This window comes from Testudinibacter sp. P17/SS/0325 (assembly GCF_053570765.1).
The window spans coordinates 1,053,079-1,071,949 of record NZ_CM131635.1 but is presented as its reverse complement, the minus strand read 5'-3'; the positions used below and the strand labels follow the sequence as shown (position 1 = coordinate 1,071,949).

Here is an 18,871-nt window from a genome sequence, read left to right as displayed (position 1 = left end):
ATTACCAACGGAAGTGAGCAAACGCTTTGTTAGCTTCGGCCATACGGTGAACGTCTTCACGTTTCTTAACCGCTGCGCCTTTGTTGTCTGCCGCATCGGATAATTCGTTGGCTAAACGTAATGCCATTGATTTATCACCGCGTTTGCGAGCTGCATCGACGATCCAGCGCATACCTAAGGCATTACGACGTACCGGGCGCACTTCAACCGGCACTTGATAAGTTGAACCGCCAACGCGACGAGATTTAACCTCTACGGTTGGACGCACGTTTTCCAATGCGATTTCAAAGGCTTCCAAATGATCTTTACCGGTACGCTCGGCTAATGTATCCAGCGCATTGTAAACGATTTTTTCAGCGATAGACTTTTTACCGTCTACCATTAATACATTGATGAATTTTGCAAGTAGTTCTGATCCGAATTTAGGATCTGGAAGGATCTTGCGTTGACCAATTACACGACGACGTGGCATGGCATTTCTCCGTTTTTTTCTTCAGGTTACCCAAAACTCGTTGACTGGAGTTATGGTTTATATTGTTTGTTTAAGCTAAATATTAACGTTTGGCCTTACTTAACGGAGATCCATTAAGCTTTAGGTCTCTTAACGCCGTATTTAGAACGCGCTTGTTTACGATCTTTAACGCCTGCGCAGTCTAATGCGCCGCGAACGGTGTGGTAACGCACACCCGGTAAGTCTTTAACACGACCACCGCGGATAAGCACAACGCTGTGCTCTTGAAGGTTGTGCCCTTCGCCGCCGATGTATGAGGTTACTTCGTAACCATTGGTTAAACGAATACGGCATACTTTACGTAATGCAGAGTTCGGTTTTTTAGGTGTAGTTGTGTACACACGGGTACACACGCCACGTTTCTGCGGGCAAGCCTCTAATGCAGGAACGTTGCTTTTTACAACCTTTTTAACACGCGGTTTGCGTACTAGCTGGTTGATAGTTGCCATTAAAAAAGCTCCAGTTTATTAATATTATTCATAAAGAATGTAAAAGTTAATTCCACCCAATAATAGAATGGACGCAGAATTTTAGACCTTAGGGGGGAGAAAGTCAAGGATTAGCGCACGATCGGCTGATCATTTTCTGCACACGATCTAAACCGTACGGCCAAACCGCACTTTGCCTGCTTTTGGGATGTTTAACGTGCCAGTTGCGGAAAATAGCGTTCGGTCAGACTGACCCATTCGGGCAAACTTAAACTGTAAACCGTCAAGTGCGGTGCGAACTGCGTTATATCCAAATTACGCGCGGCTAAATCCTGTTGCAGCACATAAATAGCCGCGCGACAGCCGTGCAACTGCTCGGCGTATTTGCTTAACGCCCATACGCCGTCTTGCCAAAACAGCAACGCATCGGCGGCGGTTGCCGCTTGGGCGTATTGCCCTAACAACTGCGAATCATAATTGGTTTGCGAAAAAGTATAAAGCATTGGAGTTAATCCTACATTAATTAAAACGTCAGCACTTTTTCTGCCGTTGCCAGTTTTTGCAGCAATTGTTCAAGCGGTAAAACTTGTGTTGTGATAAGGCTATGTTCACTGCTTAAATTCAGCCGTTGCCACGCTTGTTGTGCCGAATAGCGCTGTTCGATCTCATACAAATCCAACAACTTAAATGCGCTCAAGTGGTCTTTTTGTAACAGCAAGTGCGGTTGTTGCGGCAATAAATTCAGCACGCCGTCTTCGATAAAAAAAACGCCAATGTCTGTTTCAGCAACAAAGGCGCTTGCCGCCAACAATGCGTCCAAGCCTTCACGGCTGGCGGAAGAAGCAAAGGGGGCTTGAGTAAACACCACTGCCAGTTTCATAACGTAATCACCCTGTCGGCTTCCAGTACCGCACGGCTAAATTCGCCCAGCCCGGCGATTTCAAACCCGTCGGCCAAATTATTCTGCATGCCGTCAACCGCACTTTGCGGCGCAACCACGCCACGTCGCTGTGCCGCCGCCACGCACAGATTCAACCGCACTTGCTGTTGTTTTGCCAAGGCTTGCCATTGTGCCAACAGATTGGGTTCGTCATTTGCCGGATAGCTGAAAGCATTGCCGTTAGACACGCCCTCTCGGTAAAAAAAGATTTGGCTTAATTGATGTCCGGCCGCCAGCAGCGCTTGCGCCAGTTGTAAGGCTAGGGCCGAGCCTTGTCCGCCGTATAGCGGTTGCGTGACTTGTAACACGTAGCGCATTACAGCTCCGTTTCGTCCTGTTTAATTTGACGGATATACAGATAAACCGTGTGGCGCGAAATATCCAATCGTTCTGCCACTTGATGAATCGCGTCTTTAATATCAAAAATACCTTTTTCATACAGTGAGATGACGATTTGTTTATTTTTGCTGTTATTCGCCACGCTGACATCCGCGTTAATTTCCTCAATGGTATATTCCACCGTCTGCGCCACCAAATCTTCTACCGAATTGGCAAAATTGACCGCCGAGGATAATTCTTGCTGGGTATCGGTCGGCACAAAGGTTTGCAGCACCTGTGACAACGGCGCATCCAGATTTATATTGATACACAACAGCCCGATAATCCGTTTGTCTGCATTGCGGATGGCAATCGTCACCGACTTCATCAATACATTGCCCTTCGAACGGGTGAAATAAGGTTTGGACACATTGTCGGTCTGCATGTGGTGCAACGAACTGAGCGCCAAATCGGTGATCGGTGAGCCGACTTTGCGATTGGTGTTGTGTCCGTTGGCAATAAAAATCGCCGAACGCTGTAGATCTTCCAATGAGTGCAACACGATTTCACAATGCGAGCCAATCAATGCCGCCAAGCCGTCAACCACGGCACGGTAAGATTGTAAAATTGCCTGATCTTGTTCTGTAAAAGGTCGAGTATCCTGTACCATATCAAATTGTGGATTTAAATAACGCAGTGAAAACGACAAGACTACCGCACTTTACGGTAGTCTTGCAAATAATGGCTTATTGTTTTGCCGCTTTAGTCACGTCCAACAATTCAATGTCGAAGACTAAAGTCGAATTTGGCGGGATATTGCCGGTCGCGTGGCTGCCATAACCCAATTCCGCCGGAATGACCAGCTCAATTTTGCCGCCTTTTTTGATCAACGGAATCCCTTCGATCCAGCCGGGAATCAATTGGTTCAATTGAAATTCAATCGGCTCGCCGCGTTTCACCGAACTGTCGAACACTTCGCCATTAATCAGCTTGCCTTCATAATGGACTTTGACGGTGTCTGTCGGTTCAACGGTATCCCCTTCGCCGGCTTTCTCAATACGGTATAACAATCCGGATTTGGTGCTTTTCACGCCGTCTTTCGCGGCAAATTCCTTACGGAACGCTTCGCCTTTGTCTGCGTTTTCTTTTGCCGCTTGCGCTTCTTTTTCCGCAACCACTGCGCCCAGTTCTTGATCCAATTTACGCAATTGTTGTTCCAATTGCTGATCATTCAACTTGCTTTTGCCTTCTAAAGTCTGTTTTAAACCTTCGATAATTTGAGCCTGGTCATACGCAATCAGCTCTTTTTGCGAATCAACGACTTGTTGAATATTTTTTCCCATTAATACGCCGAGCGCATAAGATGAATCTTCAACGAATTTCGGCTCTTTTAAGGTTTCGCCGGCTGCCAAGGCAGAGGCGGAAACCGCACTTGCGATGAATAATGCGACTACCGATAATTTCTTTTTCAATAACATCTTGGTTTTCCCCTTTTAGTCTGGAGTGGTTAGATAAATCATCCTATACTATATATTCGTTGCCGAATAGGTTAAAGTACATTCTTTCCGTATATAAGGTCAATTTTTATAAAAATCAATATGCCGTCACTGAATAAATTACAACAACAACTTGCCGAACTGGAAGTCAAACTGACCTTTCAAGAAGGCACTATCGAAGATTTGAATCAAGCGCTGATCGAGCAACAATTCATTATCGACCGTTTACAACAGCAAGTGCGGTTATTAGCCAGAAAACTGACCGACTTGCAACCGTCGAATATCGCCTCGCAAGCGGAAGAAACCCCGCCGCCGCATTATTAGACAGGCTGCGGCACTTTCTCTTCGACGATTTTCACCGCCCCTTTGGCAATCATTCTTAACTGTAAAATCAAGCGCTGTTTTAAGGCTTCCCGTTCTTTATTATTCATATCCAGCGCGTGCGAGCCGGCGGTAAACACAATCGTCACCATTCCTTCCGCTTGTACATACGCCAAATAGCGCGAATCGCTGTCCTGTACCACGATATATTCGGTCAGCTCGGCGACAAAATGTTGAATTTCACGCGCTGCGGCGGTACGAAATTCTTGTGACGTACCAGAACTTTCGCGCAGCAGCAAACGGAACATATTCGGGCGTTCATCAATAAATTCAAAAAAGGTTTCCACGGAAATCACAATCACGCTGCCGCCGCGTTCGATTCGCTTGCGCGCCTGCCGCATTAGCTGGCGCAAAATCAAACCGGCTTCGTCCACCATGGTTAAACCGAGCTCGTCCATATCGCGAAAATGACGGTAAAACGACGTCGGCGCAATCCCGGCTTCGCGCGCCACTTCACGCAGACTGAGGTTGGAAAAACTTTTTTCCGCGCTCAACTGATTAAACGCGGCATCAATCAACGCCCGTCGGGTTTTTTCTTTTTGTTGCGCTCGAACGCCTGCCATCGTTAAATTCCTATTGCTTATTCGGATAATCGCGGCGCAACCGCACTTTGAATGATTTTCGCAATTCGCTCATAACGGGTGCGCAGCGGCGAGCCGGGACGATAGGCTAAAATCACACTGCGATACGGTTCAGGATCGCTAAACGGAATATATTCCACCCCTTGGCGGCTGCCTTCGTTAATAATCGCCAACTTCGGCATTAAAGTCACGCCGGTATTGGCGGCAACCATATTGCGCAGCGTTTCCAAACTGGTCGCTTGGAAATGGTTATTTTCACGCGCCCCGGCCGTAAAACAATAATCCAACGTCTGTTCCCGCAAACAGTGCCCGTCATCCAACATTAAAATTTCTTGATCTTTCAATATGCTTAACGGTAAATCCACCGCACTTGCCCACGGATGTTTCGGCGAAACCGCCAATAACATTTTTTCTTTAAACATCGGCACTTCGATAAAGTTACCCGTTTCCGGCACCTGTGCCAAAATCGCACAATCCAACTGCCCCATTTCCAATTTTTCCAGCAGCGTTTGGGTTTGCGCTTCGTATAAATAGAGTTCTAAATCGGGAAAATCCTGCTCTAACATTGGCAACATGCATGGTAACAGGTAAGGTCCTAAGGTTGGGATCACGCCAATATGCAGCGGTCCGCTCATTTCCTTGCCTTGATTACTTGCCATTTCGCGGAAGATTTGCACTTCGAGCAAAATTTTACGCGCCTGCTCCACCAATAACAGCCCGGATTGGGTGAACAATACTTTGCGGCTGGTACGCTCCAACAGTAAAATGCCCAGTTCATCTTCCAATTTACGGATCTGTCCGCTTAATGTCGGCTGGCTGACGTGACAAGCGTCAGCCGCTTTGCGAAAATGTTTATGTTCCGACAACGCCACCAAATATTCCAAATCCCGGATATTCACAATAAGCCTCTACGATTGATTCATCTGATAAAAAATGTGAGTTATTATAATCCATTCCTGTGCATTCCCCGTCAACTTTTTACGCAAAATAAGCCCAAAATCGCGCTTATTCGTTATTTATGCGACAAAATCGACAGGAAATCGCGCTAATCCTCGCCGTAACGCTGACAATTCGTGCCAACAATGATAGGATTAATCACTCTTTCAGCAACCGAACATGATGAAAATGAAAAAAATAATCCGTATTGCGACCCGTCAAAGTCCGCTTGCCTTATGGCAAGCCAACTTTATCCAATCCCGTTTACAGCATTTGTATCCCGCCCTGACGATTGAATTGATTCCGATGGTCACTAAAGGCGATATCATCTTGGATACGCCGTTGGCAAAAATCGGCGGGAAAGGTTTATTCGTCAAAGAATTAGAACTGGCGCTACTGGAAAACCGTGCGGATTTGGCAGTACACTCCATGAAAGACGTGCCGATGGAATTCCCGCCAGGATTAGGCTTGAGCGTGATTTGCGAACGGGAAGATCCGCGTGACGCCTTTGTCTCCAACCGCTATACCGCACTTGAGGATCTGCCGCCAAGTGCGGTGGTCGGCACCTCCAGTCTGCGCCGACAAGCGCAACTGCAAGCCCTGCGCCCCGATTTACGGATTAAATCGCTGCGCGGCAATGTCGGCACCCGCTTAAGCAAATTGGATAACGGCGATTATGATGCGATTATTCTGGCGGCTTCCGGTTTAAAACGTTTAGGCTTGAACGAGCGAATCCGCTCGCTGATTCCGGCGAATCAATCGTTGCCCGCCGCCGGACAAGGTGCGTTGGGGATTGAAACCCGCATTGACGATGACCACATCAACCAGCTGTTACAGCCGTTACAACATTTGCCAACCCACTATTGCGTCACGGCAGAACGCGCGATGAACCGCCGTTTACAAGGCGGCTGCCAAGTGCCGATTGCCGGTTTCGCCCAAATTCAGGAAGCGCAGCTATTTCTAAAAGCCTTGGTTGCCAAGCCTGACGGCAGCACGATTTTACGCGCCGAAGGTAAGCGTCCGATCGCCGAAGCCGAACAGCTGGGCATTGAAATCGCCGAGCAATTATTGGCGCAAGGCGCCGGCGAGATTTTAAACGCGATTTATCACGCTTGAGGAGGAGATCCGATGGCGGTTTTAGTTACTCGCCCCGAACCGAATGGCGAAGCCTTATGCCAATTGCTAAACCAGCAGGGATTCGCAACCTTGTACGCCCCCATGTTCGGCATTGAAAAAGGAGCGGATCTCAACCGTCTGCCACAGCAATTGCAGAACCTGCAAAGCGGGGACTATGTCTTTGCCGTCTCAAAAAACGCCATCCGGTATGCCGATCAAGTGTTGCGTAATGTCGGCTTGCATTGGCGCAGCGATTTGCATCACTTCGCCGTCGGGCGCCGCAGCGCCGAATATCTGAGCAGCATGATAGAAAGTGCGGTGCATTATCCCTATCCGGAAGAAAACAGCGAAGGCTTGCTCACCCTGCCATTAATGCAACACTTAACCGATAAACAACTTCTTATCCTGCGCGGCAACGGTGGACGGGATCTACTGCGGCGGCAGGCAAGTGCACGCGGCGCAAAAGTTGAAATATTGGAATGTTATCAACGAATCGCCAAAGAATATGATAATATTCAACAGATTAGCATTTGGAAACGCGCCGGAATCAACACGATTGTGGTCACCAGTAACGAAATTTTGCGCTATTTAGTGGAATTTGTACCAAAAAATGACCATAATTGGTTGACTCAATGTCATTTGATTACGATTAGTCCGCGTATTACCCGATTGGCACAAGACTGTGGCTGGCAAAATATTACCCAGACCAACCGTGCGGATAATGCTTCGATTTTGGAAGCGCTATTGTCATTGAAACACGAATTGAACGAGCAAAGGTAGGATAAACATGAGTGAAAAACAAACGCTTGACAACCATGCAGACTCAAAGCAACATTCCGCGGCGGAACAAAGTGCGGTTTCGTTAGATACAACTGCGACTGAAACGGTTTCCGAAGCCAAAGAAAAGCAAAGTTCATCGGCAACCGACTCGGCTAAAACCACCAAAACGGCAAGCAATGCTAAAAAAGCGGCGGTTAAACCTGTAACGAAACCCGAAAGCAAACAACCGACGGACGATGAAAAAACCACATCCGCCGCACGTGAAAAACCACACTCTGCGACCACGGCAACGCCACCGACTAAATCCGGCGGCAAAGGCTTGTCCTTATTTGCCATCCTGATTGCGTTAGGCGTCGGTGCCGGCGGCTATTTTTGGGGCAACCAGCAACTCAGCGCATTGCAACAGCAAGTCGGTACGCTTTCAGCCGAATTGGCAAAATTACAAGCACAACCCAGCACAAGTGCGGTTCAACCAGTAATGCAAGACAATAGCGAAGCGGTCAAAACCGCTTTGCAAAGCCAGTTTGCCGAATTACAAACCGCGCAAGCAAATGCGCGACAACAAACCCAGCGTGAAATTCAACAGCTGAGCGCCGCTCTGGATCTGCAAAAAACGGAAAACAGCGAACTGCGTAACCAATTAAATAAATTAAGTTTTAACAATAAGACGGAAGCGAACGATTGGCTGATGTCGGAAGCCGATTTCCTTCTGACCAATGCCCAGCGGAAATTAGTGTTAGATAACGACATCGACACCGTCGTATTGCTGCTACAGGAAGCCAACCAAACCCTGCAACAAGTTTCGACCTCACAAGCCTTATCGATCCGTACGGCGATCAGTAATGATTTGGCGCAATTACAAACGGTGAACGATGTTGATCAAGATCTGATTATGTCGCAACTCAGCTTGTTGGTATCGCAAGTGGACAATTTGAAAGTCTTGGCACTGAATCCGGCAAATAAAGCCAACACGGAAGTGAGCGATTCGATTGACGATTGGCAACAAAATTTAGAAAAGAGCGCCTCCTCGTTCCTTTCCCACTTTATCCAAGTACGGAAAAAAGATCCGAATCGTCCCGAATTCTTAGCGCCGGATCAAGATATCTTCTTGAAAGAAAATATCCGTCTCAGCTTGCAAGTGGCGTTGATAGCCGTGCCGCGCCAACAAAACGAAGTGTATAAACAATCGTTAAATTCGGTTGCCAGCTGGATTCGCAGTTACTTTGACACCGACGATTTCTCGGTTCAACAGTTCCTGCAACAAGTGGATCAACTGAAAGAGCAATCCATTTATGTCAATGCGCCGCAGCAATTAAGCGCATGGCAGGCAATCGGCACCGTTTTGAACCGCGATTACCGCACATTAGGACAGTTTTCCAACACAAAAGCACAGGAAAAAAGTGCGGCGGAAAGCCCGAAAAAGGTAACGGATAGCACGCCTGAGCCGGCTGTTAATACGGAAGAGGACGGAGATAAGAAAGCGCAATCGCCGGCTGAAAGCGAACAGACGAATACCCCTGCCGCAACCACTCGGCAGGAAAGTCGTGCGAATGAAACCGCAGGCGACACAGCGGCGGCAAATGACCACAGCCCATCCGCGCCGGAAAACGAAGCGGCACCGTCTGTCCCAGCCGCGCCGGCTCAAGAAACCTCAGCACAATAATAGGAGCAACCGCTATGTTTAAAGTTCTCTTTTTAATGCTGATTTTGCTGGCAGGCTTGGTTGCCGGACCTTATCTTTCCGGCAAACAAGGCTATGTGTTGATTTCGACCGCCAATCATGACATCGAAATGACCATTCCGACCTTGGTGATTTTGTTTGTATTGTCTCTGGCAGCGGTCTATCTGATCCAAGCGGCAATTTCCCGCTTCTGTAGTCTGAACAAAAGCACCTACGGCTGGTTTTCCCGCCGCAAACGCCTGAAAGCGGAAAAACAAACCCTTGCCGGTTTGATCAAAATGGACGAAGGCGACTACGCCAAAGCGGAAAAATTGATCGGCAAAAATGCCAAACACGCCACCGAACCGGTGCTCAATTTCATCAAAGCGGCGGAAGCGGCACAGCAAAAAGGCGATGAGTTCAGCGCCAATAAATACCTGATTGAAGCGACCAAACTTGCCGGTAACGATAATTTGGTAGTCGAATTGTCACGCACCCGTATCCTGCTGCAACAAGGCAAACTGTCCGCCGCCCGTAGCTCAATCGACAGCCTACTGCTGCTCGCTCCGTATAATCCCGAAGTCTTGCGTTTGGCAGTGGATATTTACCTGCAATCCAAAGCTTACGCCTCATTGGATGAGTTATTCGGTCGGGTGGAAAATAAATTGAATTACAGCCGTGAAAAACTGCTGCAATTACGCCATCAAATCGAGGACGGCTTACAGGATGAAAAATTGAACGAGGAAGGCGTTGACGGGCTGTTGGCTTGGTGGCAAGAACAAAGCCGTAAACGTCACAATGATATCTATGCCAAAACCGGGATGATAACACGCTTGATTGCGGCGAATGATCATGAATCCGCTTACGAATTGGCACTGGAAACCGTGAAAAAAGTCGAAAGCAAAACCGAACGCTTGGCGCTGTTGCAGCAGCTACCGCACTTGCAATTTACCAGTGACAATAAGCTGGTTAAGATACTGGAAAAACAACTCGCCGCCAGCAATGACGAAGAACTCAAACTCGCTTATAACCGCGCCTTAGGTTACTTGGTATTGCACAAAAACGAGTTTCAACAAGCCAAAAGATACCTTGATAAGGTGTTGCAACACCCTCTGACGGCAAAAGCGGAGGACTATACCGTTGCCGCTTATGCTTATGAACAGCTAGGCGACAGTATCGAGGCGCAACGCATTCGCGAAAAGGGCTTCCAACAATTGATTCGAACCAAACAGCCTGCGGCAATCACACAAGCCTAATCCTATTCAGCCCCGTCCACAGCGGGGCCGATTTTTATCACCTCAGCAGTAGCGCTTGATTCCCCCTTCCACGCCGTTCGGACTAAACAACACTTGCCATAATTGAATATCTCTGGCGCGGAAAGCGCCGGCACAACAATTCAGATAGTAAGTAAACATGCGCTTGAAGCGCTCATCATACTTTCCGCTCGCTGCCAATGATGGCCATGCCCGGCAGAAATTCTCGTACCATGCCATTAACGTCTTGTCATAATCACTGCCGAAATTATGCCAATCCTCCATAATCAAATGTCGCTCTGCGGCTTGCGCAATCTGTTGTACCGACGGCAAATTGCCATTCGGAAAAATATATTTATTAATCCAGCCGTCAACTTTATTCGACGTGATATTCGAACCGATCGTATGTAACAAAAAAATGCCGTCCTGCTTTAATGCACGGGCGACAATCTTAAAATAGTCCGCATGATTTTTAGGCCCGACGTGTTCAAACATTCCCACCGAGACCACCCGATCATACTGCCGTTGTATATCGCGATAATCCTGCAACAAAATCTCCACATCCAGCCCTCGGCAACGCTGTTGTGCCAGAATTTGCTGCTGCTTTGAAATCGTGACGCCGGTCACCTTAACGCCATAGTGCTCCGCGGCATACTTTGCCAAGCCACCCCAGCCGCAGCCGATATCCAGCAGGGTCATTCCGGCTTTTAAGCCTAATTTTTCACAAATCATGCGCAACTTAGCCGCTTGTGCCTGCTCTAAATCCGCGGCATTCGCCCAATAGCCGCAGGAATATTGCATATTGCCGTCTAACATCTTTTCAAAAAGATCATTGCCTAAATCATAATGTTCACGCCCTACAATCCAAGCCCGCCGGCGTGACTGCATATTCGTGCCGCGCATTAACAGGGCATGAATCACATCCGGAATACTGGCAGGCAGTACACGATCAGCGTGGCTACGTAATAATTGATAAAAAAACTGATCAAGCCGCTCACAATGCCACCACCCGTCCATATAACTTTCCCCCAGTCCGATGGAGCCAAATTGAACCACCCTGGCATAAGTCTGGGGATTATCGATCTGAATATCATAGGGCTGGGAACCATTCGCCGTGATCCCGGCGTGTTCTAAAATACGGCTAACAATCTGTTTACTACGATCTTGACGTCTCATGCTCACTTCCTTATCGACTGGCTGGGTAAAAGAGATCTTATGATATAGTTTAAACAGCATTCATTAACACGCTTTAGTATCAACTAAATCGCCCAAGAATATGCTTTTATTCAAACAAAAATAGAGAGGCGCAAAGTAACGCATAAAAAAACGGTTTGTTATCACTAACAAACCGTTTCGCTCAGCTTATCTCGAGCTGATTAAAGAATAAACCGGCTCAAATCTTCATCTTCGACAATATCGCCCAGTGCGCTAACAACATATTGCGCGTCGATAGTCACGCTTTGACCGGACATTTCGCTGGCATCGAATGAGATTTTATCCATTAAACGCTCCAACACGGTGTGCAAACGGCGTGCGCCGATGTTTTCGGTTTTTTCATTCACGCGGAAAGCCGCTTCGGCGATTTTCGCCACCGCATCCGCAGTGAAATCCACATTCACGCCCTCGGTCGCCATTAACGCTTTATATTGCTCGGTTAAAGACGCATTCGGCTCCGTCAAAATGCGCTCGAAATCTTTACTGCTTAACGCGCTCAATTCCACCCGAATCGGCAAACGCCCTTGTAATTCAGGGATTAAATCCGACGGACGCGCCACTTGGAACGCCCCGGAGGCGATAAACAGAATATGATCGGTTTTCACCATGCCGTGTTTGGTGTTAATCGTACTGCCCTCCACCAACGGCAACAAATCCCGCTGCACCCCTTCGCGCGACACATCCGGACCGGAGCTTTCGCCGCGTTTGCAGATTTTATCAATCTCGTCGATAAACACGATTCCGTGCTGCTCAGTCGCTTCAATCGCTTTCTGTTTCAACTCTTCCGGATTAATCAATTTCGCCGCTTCGTCTTCAACCAGAATTTTCAACGCATCTTTGATCTTCATCTTGCGTTTTTTGGTCTGCCCGCTCGACAGATTTTGGAACATCGACTGCAACTGATTGGTCATCTCTTCCATGCCGGGAGGCGCCATGATTTCAACGCCGACCGAAGCCGCCGCCACATCAATTTCAATCTCTTTTTCGTCCAACTGCCCTTCACGTAGTTTTTTGCGGAACACTTGGCGCGTGCCGCTCTGTTTATCGCTTTCTTCTTCCGCGCCCCAACTGTTTTTCGCCGGCGGCAACAGAATATCCAAAATGCGATCTTCCGCCATTTCTTCGGCACGGTAACGGTTTTTGTCAATTTCGGTTTGGCGTACCAATTTCATCGCCACATCGGTCAAGTCACGGATAATCGAATCCACTTCCTTACCGACATAACCGACTTCGGTGAATTTGGTCGCTTCCACTTTGATAAACGGCGCATTCGCCAATTTCGCCAAACGACGGGCAATCTCGGTTTTCCCCACGCCGGTCGGACCGATCATCAGAATATTTTTCGGGGTGACTTCATGGCGCAGCGTATCATTCAACTGCATTCTGCGCCAGCGGTTACGCAGCGCAATCGCCACCGCTCTTTTGGCAGCATTTTGACCGATAATGTGTTGATCCAATTCGGATACAATCTCGCGCGGAGTCATCTCAGACATATTTTTTCCTTATCTTGTTTATTCGGGCAACTGCTCGATGGTTTGATTCAAATTGGTGAACACGCAAATATCACCGGCAATTTTCAGCGATTTTTCCACGATTTCGCGCGCGGATAACTCGGTGTTTTGCAACAACGCCCGCGCCGCCGACATCGCATAGTTGCCGCCGGAACCGATGGCCAGAATATTGTCCTCCGGTTGCACCACATCGCCGTTACCGGTGATAATCAGCGATTCGGTTTCATCGGCGACAATCAACATCGCTTCCAAACGGCGCAACGCCCGGTCGGTACGCCACTCTTTCGCCAACTCGACCGCACTTTTCAACAAATGCCCCTGGTGCATTTCCAACTTGCGTTCAAACAATTCAAACAGCGTAAATGCGTCCGCCGTCCCGCCGGCAAAACCCGCCAGCACCTTATTATGATACAAACGGCGCACCTTGCGCGCATTGCCTTTCATCACCGTATTGCCTAACGAAACCTGCCCGTCGCCGCCGACGACAACTTGCCCGTCACGGCGCACGCTCACTATCGTGGTCATAAATTACCTCACATTGATTGGGTTAATGTGGGTTATATGGAGGTAAAAAGTGCGGTTTCAAGCAACCCGTTGATTTAATTTTTAGACGAGAGTTGTGGGAGTAAGGTTTGTAGCACCTGTTGTGGTCCAATCTTATCCATACTCTCCGCCGCCAGTGCGGTTTGGTTTTTACCGTAACTGCCGATCAGTTTAGGATCGCTTGCACCATAAAGGGTAATGTTGGGTTTATCCAACGCGGCGGTGAGGTGGGACAAGCCGGTATCGACCGAAACCACCGCTTGCGCATGGGCAATTTTTTCCGCAATTTGCGACAGCGTGGTTTTCGGCAGCACCTGCACATAATCAATACCGTGCGCCAAGCGTTCGGCGCGTGACCGCTCTTTTTCGTTGCCCCACGGCAGTTGGATTTGATAACCGGACGGCGCAAGTGCGGTTATCAGCTCGCGCCATGCGCTTTCTGACCAGTGCTTATCATCGCGCGTAGTTGAGTGGATAAAAATGAGATACGGCGTTGTGTTGTTTGTTTGCGTTAAGAAATGGCGGGCAATGCCGTAATCGCCTTGTTCACTTGGTAACACATAGCCTAAACTGTGGGCAAACAACTGGCGAATCCGTTCGACGGCATGTTGTTGATAGCTGATGGTATAGGTTTTATCATAGAAAAAACTCGCCAGCGGTTCGCGAATCGACCGACGGTCATAACCGTGTTTTGTGCCATGCGCCAACCGTGTGGCAAAAACCGCACTTTTCACTAGCCCCTGCGCATCAATCACCGCGTCATACTGCTGTTGTTGCAGCAAAGTGCGGTATTGTCGCCACTCCTCCTGTGTTTGCGCACTCAACGGCTGCTTACGCCAACGGCGTAATGCAATCGGAACCACTCGATTCACCGCCGAATGCCAGCGTGGAATTTCGGCAAAGTTTTCCTCCACCACCCAATCCACCTGCAAATCGGCAACCGCACGTTGTGCGTCGGTTAAAGCCGGTAGCGTATGCAAAATATCGCCCATTGAGGAGGTTTTGACGAGGCAGATTTTCATGCGCTTTGCCTTATCGCTTTAAAAGTGCGGTCAGCTTTTCCACCACCAATTCCGGCTGAATATCAATCAAACTTTGGTGGTAGCCCTCTGCGCTGTCGCTGCCTTTGCGCACTTTGATTAAGCCGCCTTCAATCAGGCGGATGATTTCCACCTTGTCGCTCAACGGCGGCGTGTATTGCGGGCTGGTCGGGCCGTAGAGCGCGACCAGCGGGCGTTGTAAGGCGGCGGCGATGTGCATTAAGCCGGAATCATTGCTGACTACCGCCGTACAGCAAGAGATCAAATCAATTGCTTCTTCCAGCTGGGTTTGCCCGGCAAGATTGATACAGTAGCGCTGAAGTGCGGTTGGCAGACTGCTGCGGATCTGTTCGGCAACGCTATCGTCTTTGCTTGAGCCGAAAATATGGATTTGGTAGCCCTGCGCAATCAGCAATTCCGCCAGTTTGGCGTAATGGTAATGCGGCCAGCGTTTTGCCGGTCCGAATTCCGCGCCTGGGCAAAAACCGATAATCGGGCGGTTGTCGGCAAGTGCGGTCTGCTTGGCAAATTTGTGGCAGGTTTTATCGCGCTGCGCTGCCTCGACCGTTAAATACGGATACGGAATCGGCAATTCGCTAGCCGCCGGAACCGCACTTTTCTCGAAGGCAAGTGCGGTATAACGCTGCACCATCAACGGGTAATCCCGTTTGTTGCTGCGCAGGTCATTGAGCACAAAATAACGGCTTTCGCCTTTCCAACCACGGCGTTGCGGGATTTTGGCAAACAACGGAATAAACGCCGATTTCAACGAATTAGGCAGAATGATCGCCTGATCGTATTGCTTGCGCAGCGATTTGCCCAAACGGTAACGCTCGCCCAAAGCAAAGCTGCCGTGTCCGATGGGCATGGCAATCGCCTTGTTGACTTCGGGCATTCTCGACAACAGCGCACGACACCAATTCGGCGCAAGCACATCAATCACACAGTGCGGATCGCGCTGTTTCAACACCTGATATAAGCTGTGCGACATCATCATATCGCCGACCCATGACGGTCCGATTACCAAAATTCTCATTGCGCTCTGCTCACTTACCTTTTACTTACTACTTTTTGTTTAGCCATGCCATATATTCCGCCACGCCTTCGGCAACGGTCTTGAACGGTTTATCATAGCCGGTGGCGCGCAGATTGGTTAAATCCGCTTGGGTATATTCCTGATAACGGCTTTTCAGATGTTCCGGGAACGGAATGGTTTCGATTTGCCCTTGCTGATGGAATTTCACCACCGCTTTGGCGACCTCTTCAAACGATTCGGCATTGCCGGTGCCACAGTTGTAAATGCCTGAAACACCGTGCTGCCAACACCAGATATTCACCTGCGCCACATCGCCGACATAGACGAAATCACGGCGGAAATGTTCGCTGCCGGCAAACAGTTTCGGATTTTCCCCTTTTAAAATTTGATTATTTAAATGAAATGCCACGCTCGCCATGCTGCCTTTATGGTTTTCGCGCGGGCCGTAAACATTAAAATAACGGAAGCCGCACACCGGCGATTCCGCTTCCGGCAGGATTTCGCGCACATATTGGTCGAACAGGAATTTGGAATAGCCATACACATTCAACGGCCCTTCAAACTCGCGCTGTTCTTTGAATTCGGTTTTGTCGCCGTAAGTCGCGGCAGAAGAGGCGTATAAAAACGGAATGCGGCGATCCAAGCAATAATGCAACAACTCTTTCGAATATTCGTAGTTGTTGCTCATCACATATTTACCGTTCCATTCGGTGGTGGCGGAACATGCGCCCTCGTGGAACACCGCCTCGATCTCACCGAATTCGTCACCGGCGATAATCGAGGCGATAAAATCCTCTTTATCGCAATAGTCGGCGATGTCCAAATCCACCAAATTGGCGAATTTCGTGCCGTCGGTGAGGTTGTCCACCACCAAAATATCCTTGCGTCCGAGATCATTTAACGCCTTCACGATATTACTACCGATAAATCCTGCACCACCTGTTACGATAATCATAATAATTCCTTAATTTGCAAAAAAGTTAAGGCTATTGTAATAGAAATCGCGAGCAAGTGAAAAGCGATTGTGCAGAAAAAGGCAAAGTGCGGTTTGGCTGGCTTTCCAAGCCAATTTTCCGCCTCACTTACTATAGTCCAAGCCCATTTTACGACATAATATGCTATCTTATTTATTTTAGGAAAAGTAAACATGACCGCCGAACAGCTGATTCACTATATCAACACCCAATACAGCGCCGCCCCCGATTATCCTTGGGTGAAATATCCCGATTATGCGGTTTTTCGTCATGCCGACCGTAAATGGTTTTGTTTGTTGATGAAGGTGGAGGCAAATAAATTAGGTTTGCATAGTGAGGAACGGCTGGAGGTAATCAATTTGAAAGCGCAACCGGAATTGGTCGGGGCATTGCGCGCAATCAACGGTATTTTTCCCGCCTATCATATGAATAAGGAACATTGGATCAGCGTAGTGCTGAATCGCGTTGCAGAACAAACCATTTATGAGCTGATTGACGACAGCTATCGTTTGACCCGTTAAGTGCGCAATTACAGGCATTAGCCGCATTTTATCAAGTCGAATATCAATCTGAAGCAGAGTAAAATCCGGCGCAAAGTGCGGTTCATTTTTGCGATCTCATCCACAAAATTTCGCTAGAAATAAGATTTTTGCTGTAAGTTATGAGCATAATGGGTGCTTGTTATACGTTCCGTCAGTGTATATTAAAAGCATGTTTTTCAGTGAAATAATCTCATCCGAAGGATCCCAATATGCAACAACTAGACATTCAAAATTTAATCATCGGTTTTGGTAAAGCCGGAAAAACCCTCGCCGCCGATTTGGCTCAACACGGGCAAAAAGTCATTTTGGTCGAAGCCAGCGAGCAGATGTATGGCGGCACTTGTATCAATATCGGTTGTATTCCGTCCAAAAAACTGTTGGTCGAAGGCGAACGCCAACAGCCGCTTGAAGATAAAGAGCAGGCGTTTCAACAGGCTATGCAAGCCAAAAACGGTTTAATCGCTAAGTTACGCGCAGCTAACTTCACTAAACTGGACAGCTTGGATAATGTGCAAGTGATCACCGCCAAAGCCCGTTTTGTCGACGAACACACCGTTTTGTTGCAAGGGCGGGACGGCGAATTCCGCGTCAATGCCGAACGTATTTTCATCAATACCGGCAGCCAGCCGGTTGCGCTGAATGTTCCCGGTGCCGACGGCGAACACATTTACGACAGCACCGGCATTTTATCCTTAAGCCAACGCCCGCAACGTTTGATCATTATCGGCGCCGGTTATATCGCATTGGAATTTGCCTTTATGTATAGCCAATTCGGCAGTGCCGTCACGGTGGTGGATGTCGGCGATACGTTCCTGCCTCGGGAAGATCGCGATATCGCCGATGAAATGGCACGCGTCCTGAAATCGCGTGGCGTCGAAATCGTCTTAGGCGCAGCGGTGCAACGCTTTGAGCAAAGTGCGGTCGGAACCAACGCGATGACTTCGCAGGGAAATTTCACCGCCGACGCCGTATTGGTGGCGATTGGACGTCGTCCGAACACCGACGGTTTGGGCTTGGAAAATGCCGGAATTGCCGTCAGCGAACGCGGATTTATCCAAACCGACAACCAATTACGGGTTAAACCGCACATTTGGGCAATGGGCGATGTGGCGGGCAGCCCGCAATTTACCTATATTTCGTTGGATGATTATCGTATCGTGCGCGAACAATTATTGGCTGAAGGCAAACGCCACACCCAAGATCGGCTGGTATTCCCGACCGCGGTGTTCACCGAGCCGCCGTTAGCACAAATCGGGATGACGGAAAGCCAAGCCGCACAATCCGGACGTACTTACCGTGTCGCCCGCCTGAAAGCCGAAGCGATTCCGAAAGCCAAAGTCTTAAACCAAACCGACGGTTTGCTGAAAGCGATTATTGATAACGAGAGTGATGAAATACTCGGCGTCACGCTGTTCTGTGCCGAAGCACATGAATTGATTAATTTATTCAAAGCCGCAATCGATCATCGGATCCCGGCGGGCTATTTCAAAAACCAGATCTTCACCCACCCGACCATTGCCGAAGGGTTAAACGATCTGTTTGCTTGACCGTCATGCTGTCGGTTGTCAGGCGGAAGCAATTCAATACATCCGCCTGACATTTCGTCGGAG

At 48.6% G+C, this 18,871-nt stretch carries 22 protein-coding genes; 7 read left to right on the top strand and 15 right to left on the bottom strand.

The features are described 5' to 3' along the window. Nucleotide 1 precedes the first annotated feature (1 nt). The 7 genes from rpsG to fkpA all read right to left on the bottom strand — a co-directional run bounded on the left by rpsG (nucleotide 2) and on the right by fkpA (nucleotide 3,675). Nucleotides 2-472 carry a 30S ribosomal protein S7 gene (gene rpsG, locus ACWA50_RS05130; protein ID WP_431054226.1) on the bottom strand — a complete coding sequence of 157 codons (471 nt, stop codon included), beginning with the start codon at nucleotides 470-472 and terminating at the stop codon, nucleotides 2-4. A gap of 113 nt (nucleotides 473-585) precedes the next feature. Next, on the bottom strand, nucleotides 586-960 hold the full coding sequence (gene rpsL / locus ACWA50_RS05125) for a 30S ribosomal protein S12 (RefSeq protein ID WP_034616415.1): 375 nt from the start codon (nucleotides 958-960) through the stop codon (nucleotides 586-588). 191 nt (nucleotides 961-1,151) lie between these two features. Further along, nucleotides 1,152-1,442: a DsrH/TusB family sulfur relay protein gene (locus ACWA50_RS05120; protein ID WP_431054225.1), complete on the bottom strand. Its 291-nt coding sequence runs from the start codon at nucleotides 1,440-1,442 to the stop codon at nucleotides 1,152-1,154. 20 nt (nucleotides 1,443-1,462) lie between these two features. Next, entirely contained in the window at nucleotides 1,463-1,819 is a 357-nt protein-coding gene (tusC, locus tag ACWA50_RS05115) for a sulfurtransferase complex subunit TusC (RefSeq protein ID WP_431054224.1), read from the bottom strand. Next, complete coding sequence (gene tusD / locus ACWA50_RS05110) at nucleotides 1,816-2,196, bottom strand: sulfurtransferase complex subunit TusD (protein ID WP_431054223.1); 381 nt, start codon at nucleotides 2,194-2,196, stop codon at nucleotides 1,816-1,818. The genes tusC and tusD overlap by 4 nt, the downstream gene beginning before the upstream one ends. Further along, a complete protein-coding gene (locus tag ACWA50_RS05105; RefSeq protein WP_431054295.1) occupies nucleotides 2,196-2,867 on the bottom strand; it encodes a helix-turn-helix transcriptional regulator in 672 nt (223 codons plus the stop codon). The genes tusD and ACWA50_RS05105 overlap by 1 nt, the downstream gene beginning before the upstream one ends. A gap of 76 nt (nucleotides 2,868-2,943) precedes the next feature. Then, nucleotides 2,944-3,675 carry an FKBP-type peptidyl-prolyl cis-trans isomerase gene (gene fkpA / locus ACWA50_RS05100; RefSeq protein WP_431054222.1) on the bottom strand — a complete coding sequence of 244 codons (732 nt, stop codon included), beginning with the start codon at nucleotides 3,673-3,675 and terminating at the stop codon, nucleotides 2,944-2,946. A gap of 120 nt (nucleotides 3,676-3,795) precedes the next feature. On the opposite strand from fkpA, the gene ACWA50_RS05095 reads away from it, so the two are divergent. Continuing rightward, nucleotides 3,796-4,017 (top strand): SlyX family protein, encoded by a 222-nt coding sequence (locus ACWA50_RS05095; RefSeq protein ID WP_431054221.1) that lies wholly within the window; start codon nucleotides 3,796-3,798, stop codon nucleotides 4,015-4,017. Here ACWA50_RS05095 and fabR read toward each other — a convergent pair. Further along, nucleotides 4,014-4,637: an HTH-type transcriptional repressor FabR gene (fabR, locus tag ACWA50_RS05090; RefSeq protein ID WP_431054220.1), complete on the bottom strand. Its 624-nt coding sequence runs from the start codon at nucleotides 4,635-4,637 to the stop codon at nucleotides 4,014-4,016. The genes ACWA50_RS05095 and fabR overlap by 4 nt on opposite strands. Nucleotides 4,638-4,654: 17 nt before the next feature. Further along, nucleotides 4,655-5,554, bottom strand: coding sequence for a DNA-binding transcriptional regulator OxyR (oxyR, locus tag ACWA50_RS05085; RefSeq protein WP_431054219.1), 900 nt, complete (start codon nucleotides 5,552-5,554; stop codon nucleotides 4,655-4,657). 226 nt (nucleotides 5,555-5,780) lie between these two features. Between oxyR and hemC the strand changes: the two genes are divergently transcribed. The 4 genes from hemC to ACWA50_RS05065 are packed head-to-tail and all read left to right on the top strand — an operon-like array spanning nucleotide 5,781 to nucleotide 10,403. Next, a complete protein-coding gene (gene hemC, locus ACWA50_RS05080) occupies nucleotides 5,781-6,707 on the top strand; it encodes a hydroxymethylbilane synthase (protein ID WP_431054294.1) in 927 nt (308 codons plus the stop codon). Between the two features lie 12 nt (nucleotides 6,708-6,719). Beyond that, nucleotides 6,720-7,487 (top strand): uroporphyrinogen-III synthase, encoded by a 768-nt coding sequence (locus ACWA50_RS05075; protein WP_431054218.1) that lies wholly within the window; start codon nucleotides 6,720-6,722, stop codon nucleotides 7,485-7,487. A gap of 7 nt (nucleotides 7,488-7,494) precedes the next feature. Next, entirely contained in the window at nucleotides 7,495-9,150 is a 1,656-nt protein-coding gene (locus ACWA50_RS05070; protein WP_431054217.1) for a uroporphyrinogen-III C-methyltransferase, read from the top strand. 14 nt (nucleotides 9,151-9,164) lie between these two features. Next, on the top strand, nucleotides 9,165-10,403 hold the full coding sequence (locus tag ACWA50_RS05065) for a heme biosynthesis HemY N-terminal domain-containing protein (protein WP_431054216.1): 1,239 nt from the start codon (nucleotides 9,165-9,167) through the stop codon (nucleotides 10,401-10,403). A 42-nt stretch (nucleotides 10,404-10,445) separates the two neighbouring features. Here ACWA50_RS05065 and cfa read toward each other — a convergent pair whose 3' ends face one another. The 6 genes from cfa to rfaD form a co-directional block, all read right to left on the bottom strand. Next, the gene (gene cfa / locus ACWA50_RS05060; RefSeq protein WP_431054215.1) at nucleotides 10,446-11,576 is read right to left on the bottom strand and encodes a cyclopropane fatty acyl phospholipid synthase; all 1,131 of its coding nucleotides are present in this window, start codon (nucleotides 11,574-11,576) and stop codon (nucleotides 10,446-10,448) included. 200 nt (nucleotides 11,577-11,776) lie between these two features. After that, the gene (hslU, locus tag ACWA50_RS05055; protein WP_431054214.1) at nucleotides 11,777-13,108 is read right to left on the bottom strand and encodes an HslU--HslV peptidase ATPase subunit; all 1,332 of its coding nucleotides are present in this window, start codon (nucleotides 13,106-13,108) and stop codon (nucleotides 11,777-11,779) included. 18 nt (nucleotides 13,109-13,126) lie between these two features. Beyond that, nucleotides 13,127-13,651 carry an ATP-dependent protease subunit HslV gene (gene hslV / locus ACWA50_RS05050; protein ID WP_431054213.1) on the bottom strand — a complete coding sequence of 175 codons (525 nt, stop codon included), beginning with the start codon at nucleotides 13,649-13,651 and terminating at the stop codon, nucleotides 13,127-13,129. A gap of 74 nt (nucleotides 13,652-13,725) precedes the next feature. Continuing rightward, nucleotides 13,726-14,691 (bottom strand): lipopolysaccharide heptosyltransferase RfaC, encoded by a 966-nt coding sequence (rfaC, locus tag ACWA50_RS05045; protein WP_431054212.1) that lies wholly within the window; start codon nucleotides 14,689-14,691, stop codon nucleotides 13,726-13,728. A 10-nt stretch (nucleotides 14,692-14,701) separates the two neighbouring features. Further along, a complete protein-coding gene (gene waaF, locus ACWA50_RS05040; RefSeq protein ID WP_431054211.1) occupies nucleotides 14,702-15,745 on the bottom strand; it encodes a lipopolysaccharide heptosyltransferase II in 1,044 nt (347 codons plus the stop codon). Nucleotides 15,746-15,773: 28 nt separating this feature from the next. Continuing rightward, entirely contained in the window at nucleotides 15,774-16,700 is a 927-nt protein-coding gene (gene rfaD, locus ACWA50_RS05035) for an ADP-glyceromanno-heptose 6-epimerase (RefSeq protein ID WP_431054210.1), read from the bottom strand. Nucleotides 16,701-16,892: 192 nt separating this feature from the next. Between rfaD and ACWA50_RS05030 the strand changes: the two genes are divergently transcribed. Both ACWA50_RS05030 and ACWA50_RS05025 read left to right on the top strand, forming a co-directional pair. Next, nucleotides 16,893-17,240 (top strand): MmcQ/YjbR family DNA-binding protein, encoded by a 348-nt coding sequence (locus ACWA50_RS05030; RefSeq protein WP_431054209.1) that lies wholly within the window; start codon nucleotides 16,893-16,895, stop codon nucleotides 17,238-17,240. Nucleotides 17,241-17,470: 230 nt separating this feature from the next. Next, nucleotides 17,471-18,808: an FAD-dependent oxidoreductase gene (locus ACWA50_RS05025; protein WP_431054208.1), complete on the top strand. Its 1,338-nt coding sequence runs from the start codon at nucleotides 17,471-17,473 to the stop codon at nucleotides 18,806-18,808. Nucleotides 18,809-18,871: the final 63 nt, after the last annotated feature.

What these genes read in the sequence shown, in the direction of transcription:
- tusC (WP_431054224.1), bottom strand. Translation starts at nt 1,819, where the DNA reads ATGAAACTGGCAGTGGTGTTTACTCAAGCCCCCTTTGCTTCTTCCGCC.
- hslU (WP_431054214.1), bottom strand. Translation starts at nt 13,108, where the DNA reads ATGTCTGAGATGACTCCGCGCGAGATTGTATCCGAATTGGATCAACAC.
- ACWA50_RS05070 (WP_431054217.1), top strand. Translation starts at nt 7,495, where the DNA reads ATGAGTGAAAAACAAACGCTTGACAACCATGCAGACTCAAAGCAACAT.
- hemC (WP_431054294.1), top strand. Translation starts at nt 5,781, where the DNA reads ATGAAAAAAATAATCCGTATTGCGACCCGTCAAAGTCCGCTTGCCTTA.
- fkpA (WP_431054222.1), bottom strand. Translation starts at nt 3,675, where the DNA reads ATGTTATTGAAAAAGAAATTATCGGTAGTCGCATTATTCATCGCAAGT.
- fabR (WP_431054220.1), bottom strand. Translation starts at nt 4,637, where the DNA reads ATGGCAGGCGTTCGAGCGCAACAAAAAGAAAAAACCCGACGGGCGTTG.
- ACWA50_RS05120 (WP_431054225.1), bottom strand. Translation starts at nt 1,442, where the DNA reads ATGCTTTATACTTTTTCGCAAACCAATTATGATTCGCAGTTGTTAGGG.
- ACWA50_RS05025 (WP_431054208.1), top strand. Translation starts at nt 17,471, where the DNA reads ATGCAACAACTAGACATTCAAAATTTAATCATCGGTTTTGGTAAAGCC.
- rpsL (WP_034616415.1), bottom strand. Translation starts at nt 960, where the DNA reads ATGGCAACTATCAACCAGCTAGTACGCAAACCGCGTGTTAAAAAGGTT.
- waaF (WP_431054211.1), bottom strand. Translation starts at nt 15,745, where the DNA reads ATGAGAATTTTGGTAATCGGACCGTCATGGGTCGGCGATATGATGATG.
- tusD (WP_431054223.1), bottom strand. Translation starts at nt 2,196, where the DNA reads ATGCGCTACGTGTTACAAGTCACGCAACCGCTATACGGCGGACAAGGC.
- ACWA50_RS05065 (WP_431054216.1), top strand. Translation starts at nt 9,165, where the DNA reads ATGTTTAAAGTTCTCTTTTTAATGCTGATTTTGCTGGCAGGCTTGGTT.
- ACWA50_RS05095 (WP_431054221.1), top strand. Translation starts at nt 3,796, where the DNA reads ATGCCGTCACTGAATAAATTACAACAACAACTTGCCGAACTGGAAGTC.
- ACWA50_RS05075 (WP_431054218.1), top strand. Translation starts at nt 6,720, where the DNA reads ATGGCGGTTTTAGTTACTCGCCCCGAACCGAATGGCGAAGCCTTATGC.
- cfa (WP_431054215.1), bottom strand. Translation starts at nt 11,576, where the DNA reads ATGAGACGTCAAGATCGTAGTAAACAGATTGTTAGCCGTATTTTAGAA.
- rpsG (WP_431054226.1), bottom strand. Translation starts at nt 472, where the DNA reads ATGCCACGTCGTCGTGTAATTGGTCAACGCAAGATCCTTCCAGATCCT.
- rfaC (WP_431054212.1), bottom strand. Translation starts at nt 14,691, where the DNA reads ATGAAAATCTGCCTCGTCAAAACCTCCTCAATGGGCGATATTTTGCAT.
- hslV (WP_431054213.1), bottom strand. Translation starts at nt 13,651, where the DNA reads ATGACCACGATAGTGAGCGTGCGCCGTGACGGGCAAGTTGTCGTCGGC.
- ACWA50_RS05030 (WP_431054209.1), top strand. Translation starts at nt 16,893, where the DNA reads ATGACCGCCGAACAGCTGATTCACTATATCAACACCCAATACAGCGCC.
- ACWA50_RS05105 (WP_431054295.1), bottom strand. Translation starts at nt 2,867, where the DNA reads ATGGTACAGGATACTCGACCTTTTACAGAACAAGATCAGGCAATTTTA.
- rfaD (WP_431054210.1), bottom strand. Translation starts at nt 16,700, where the DNA reads ATGATTATCGTAACAGGTGGTGCAGGATTTATCGGTAGTAATATCGTG.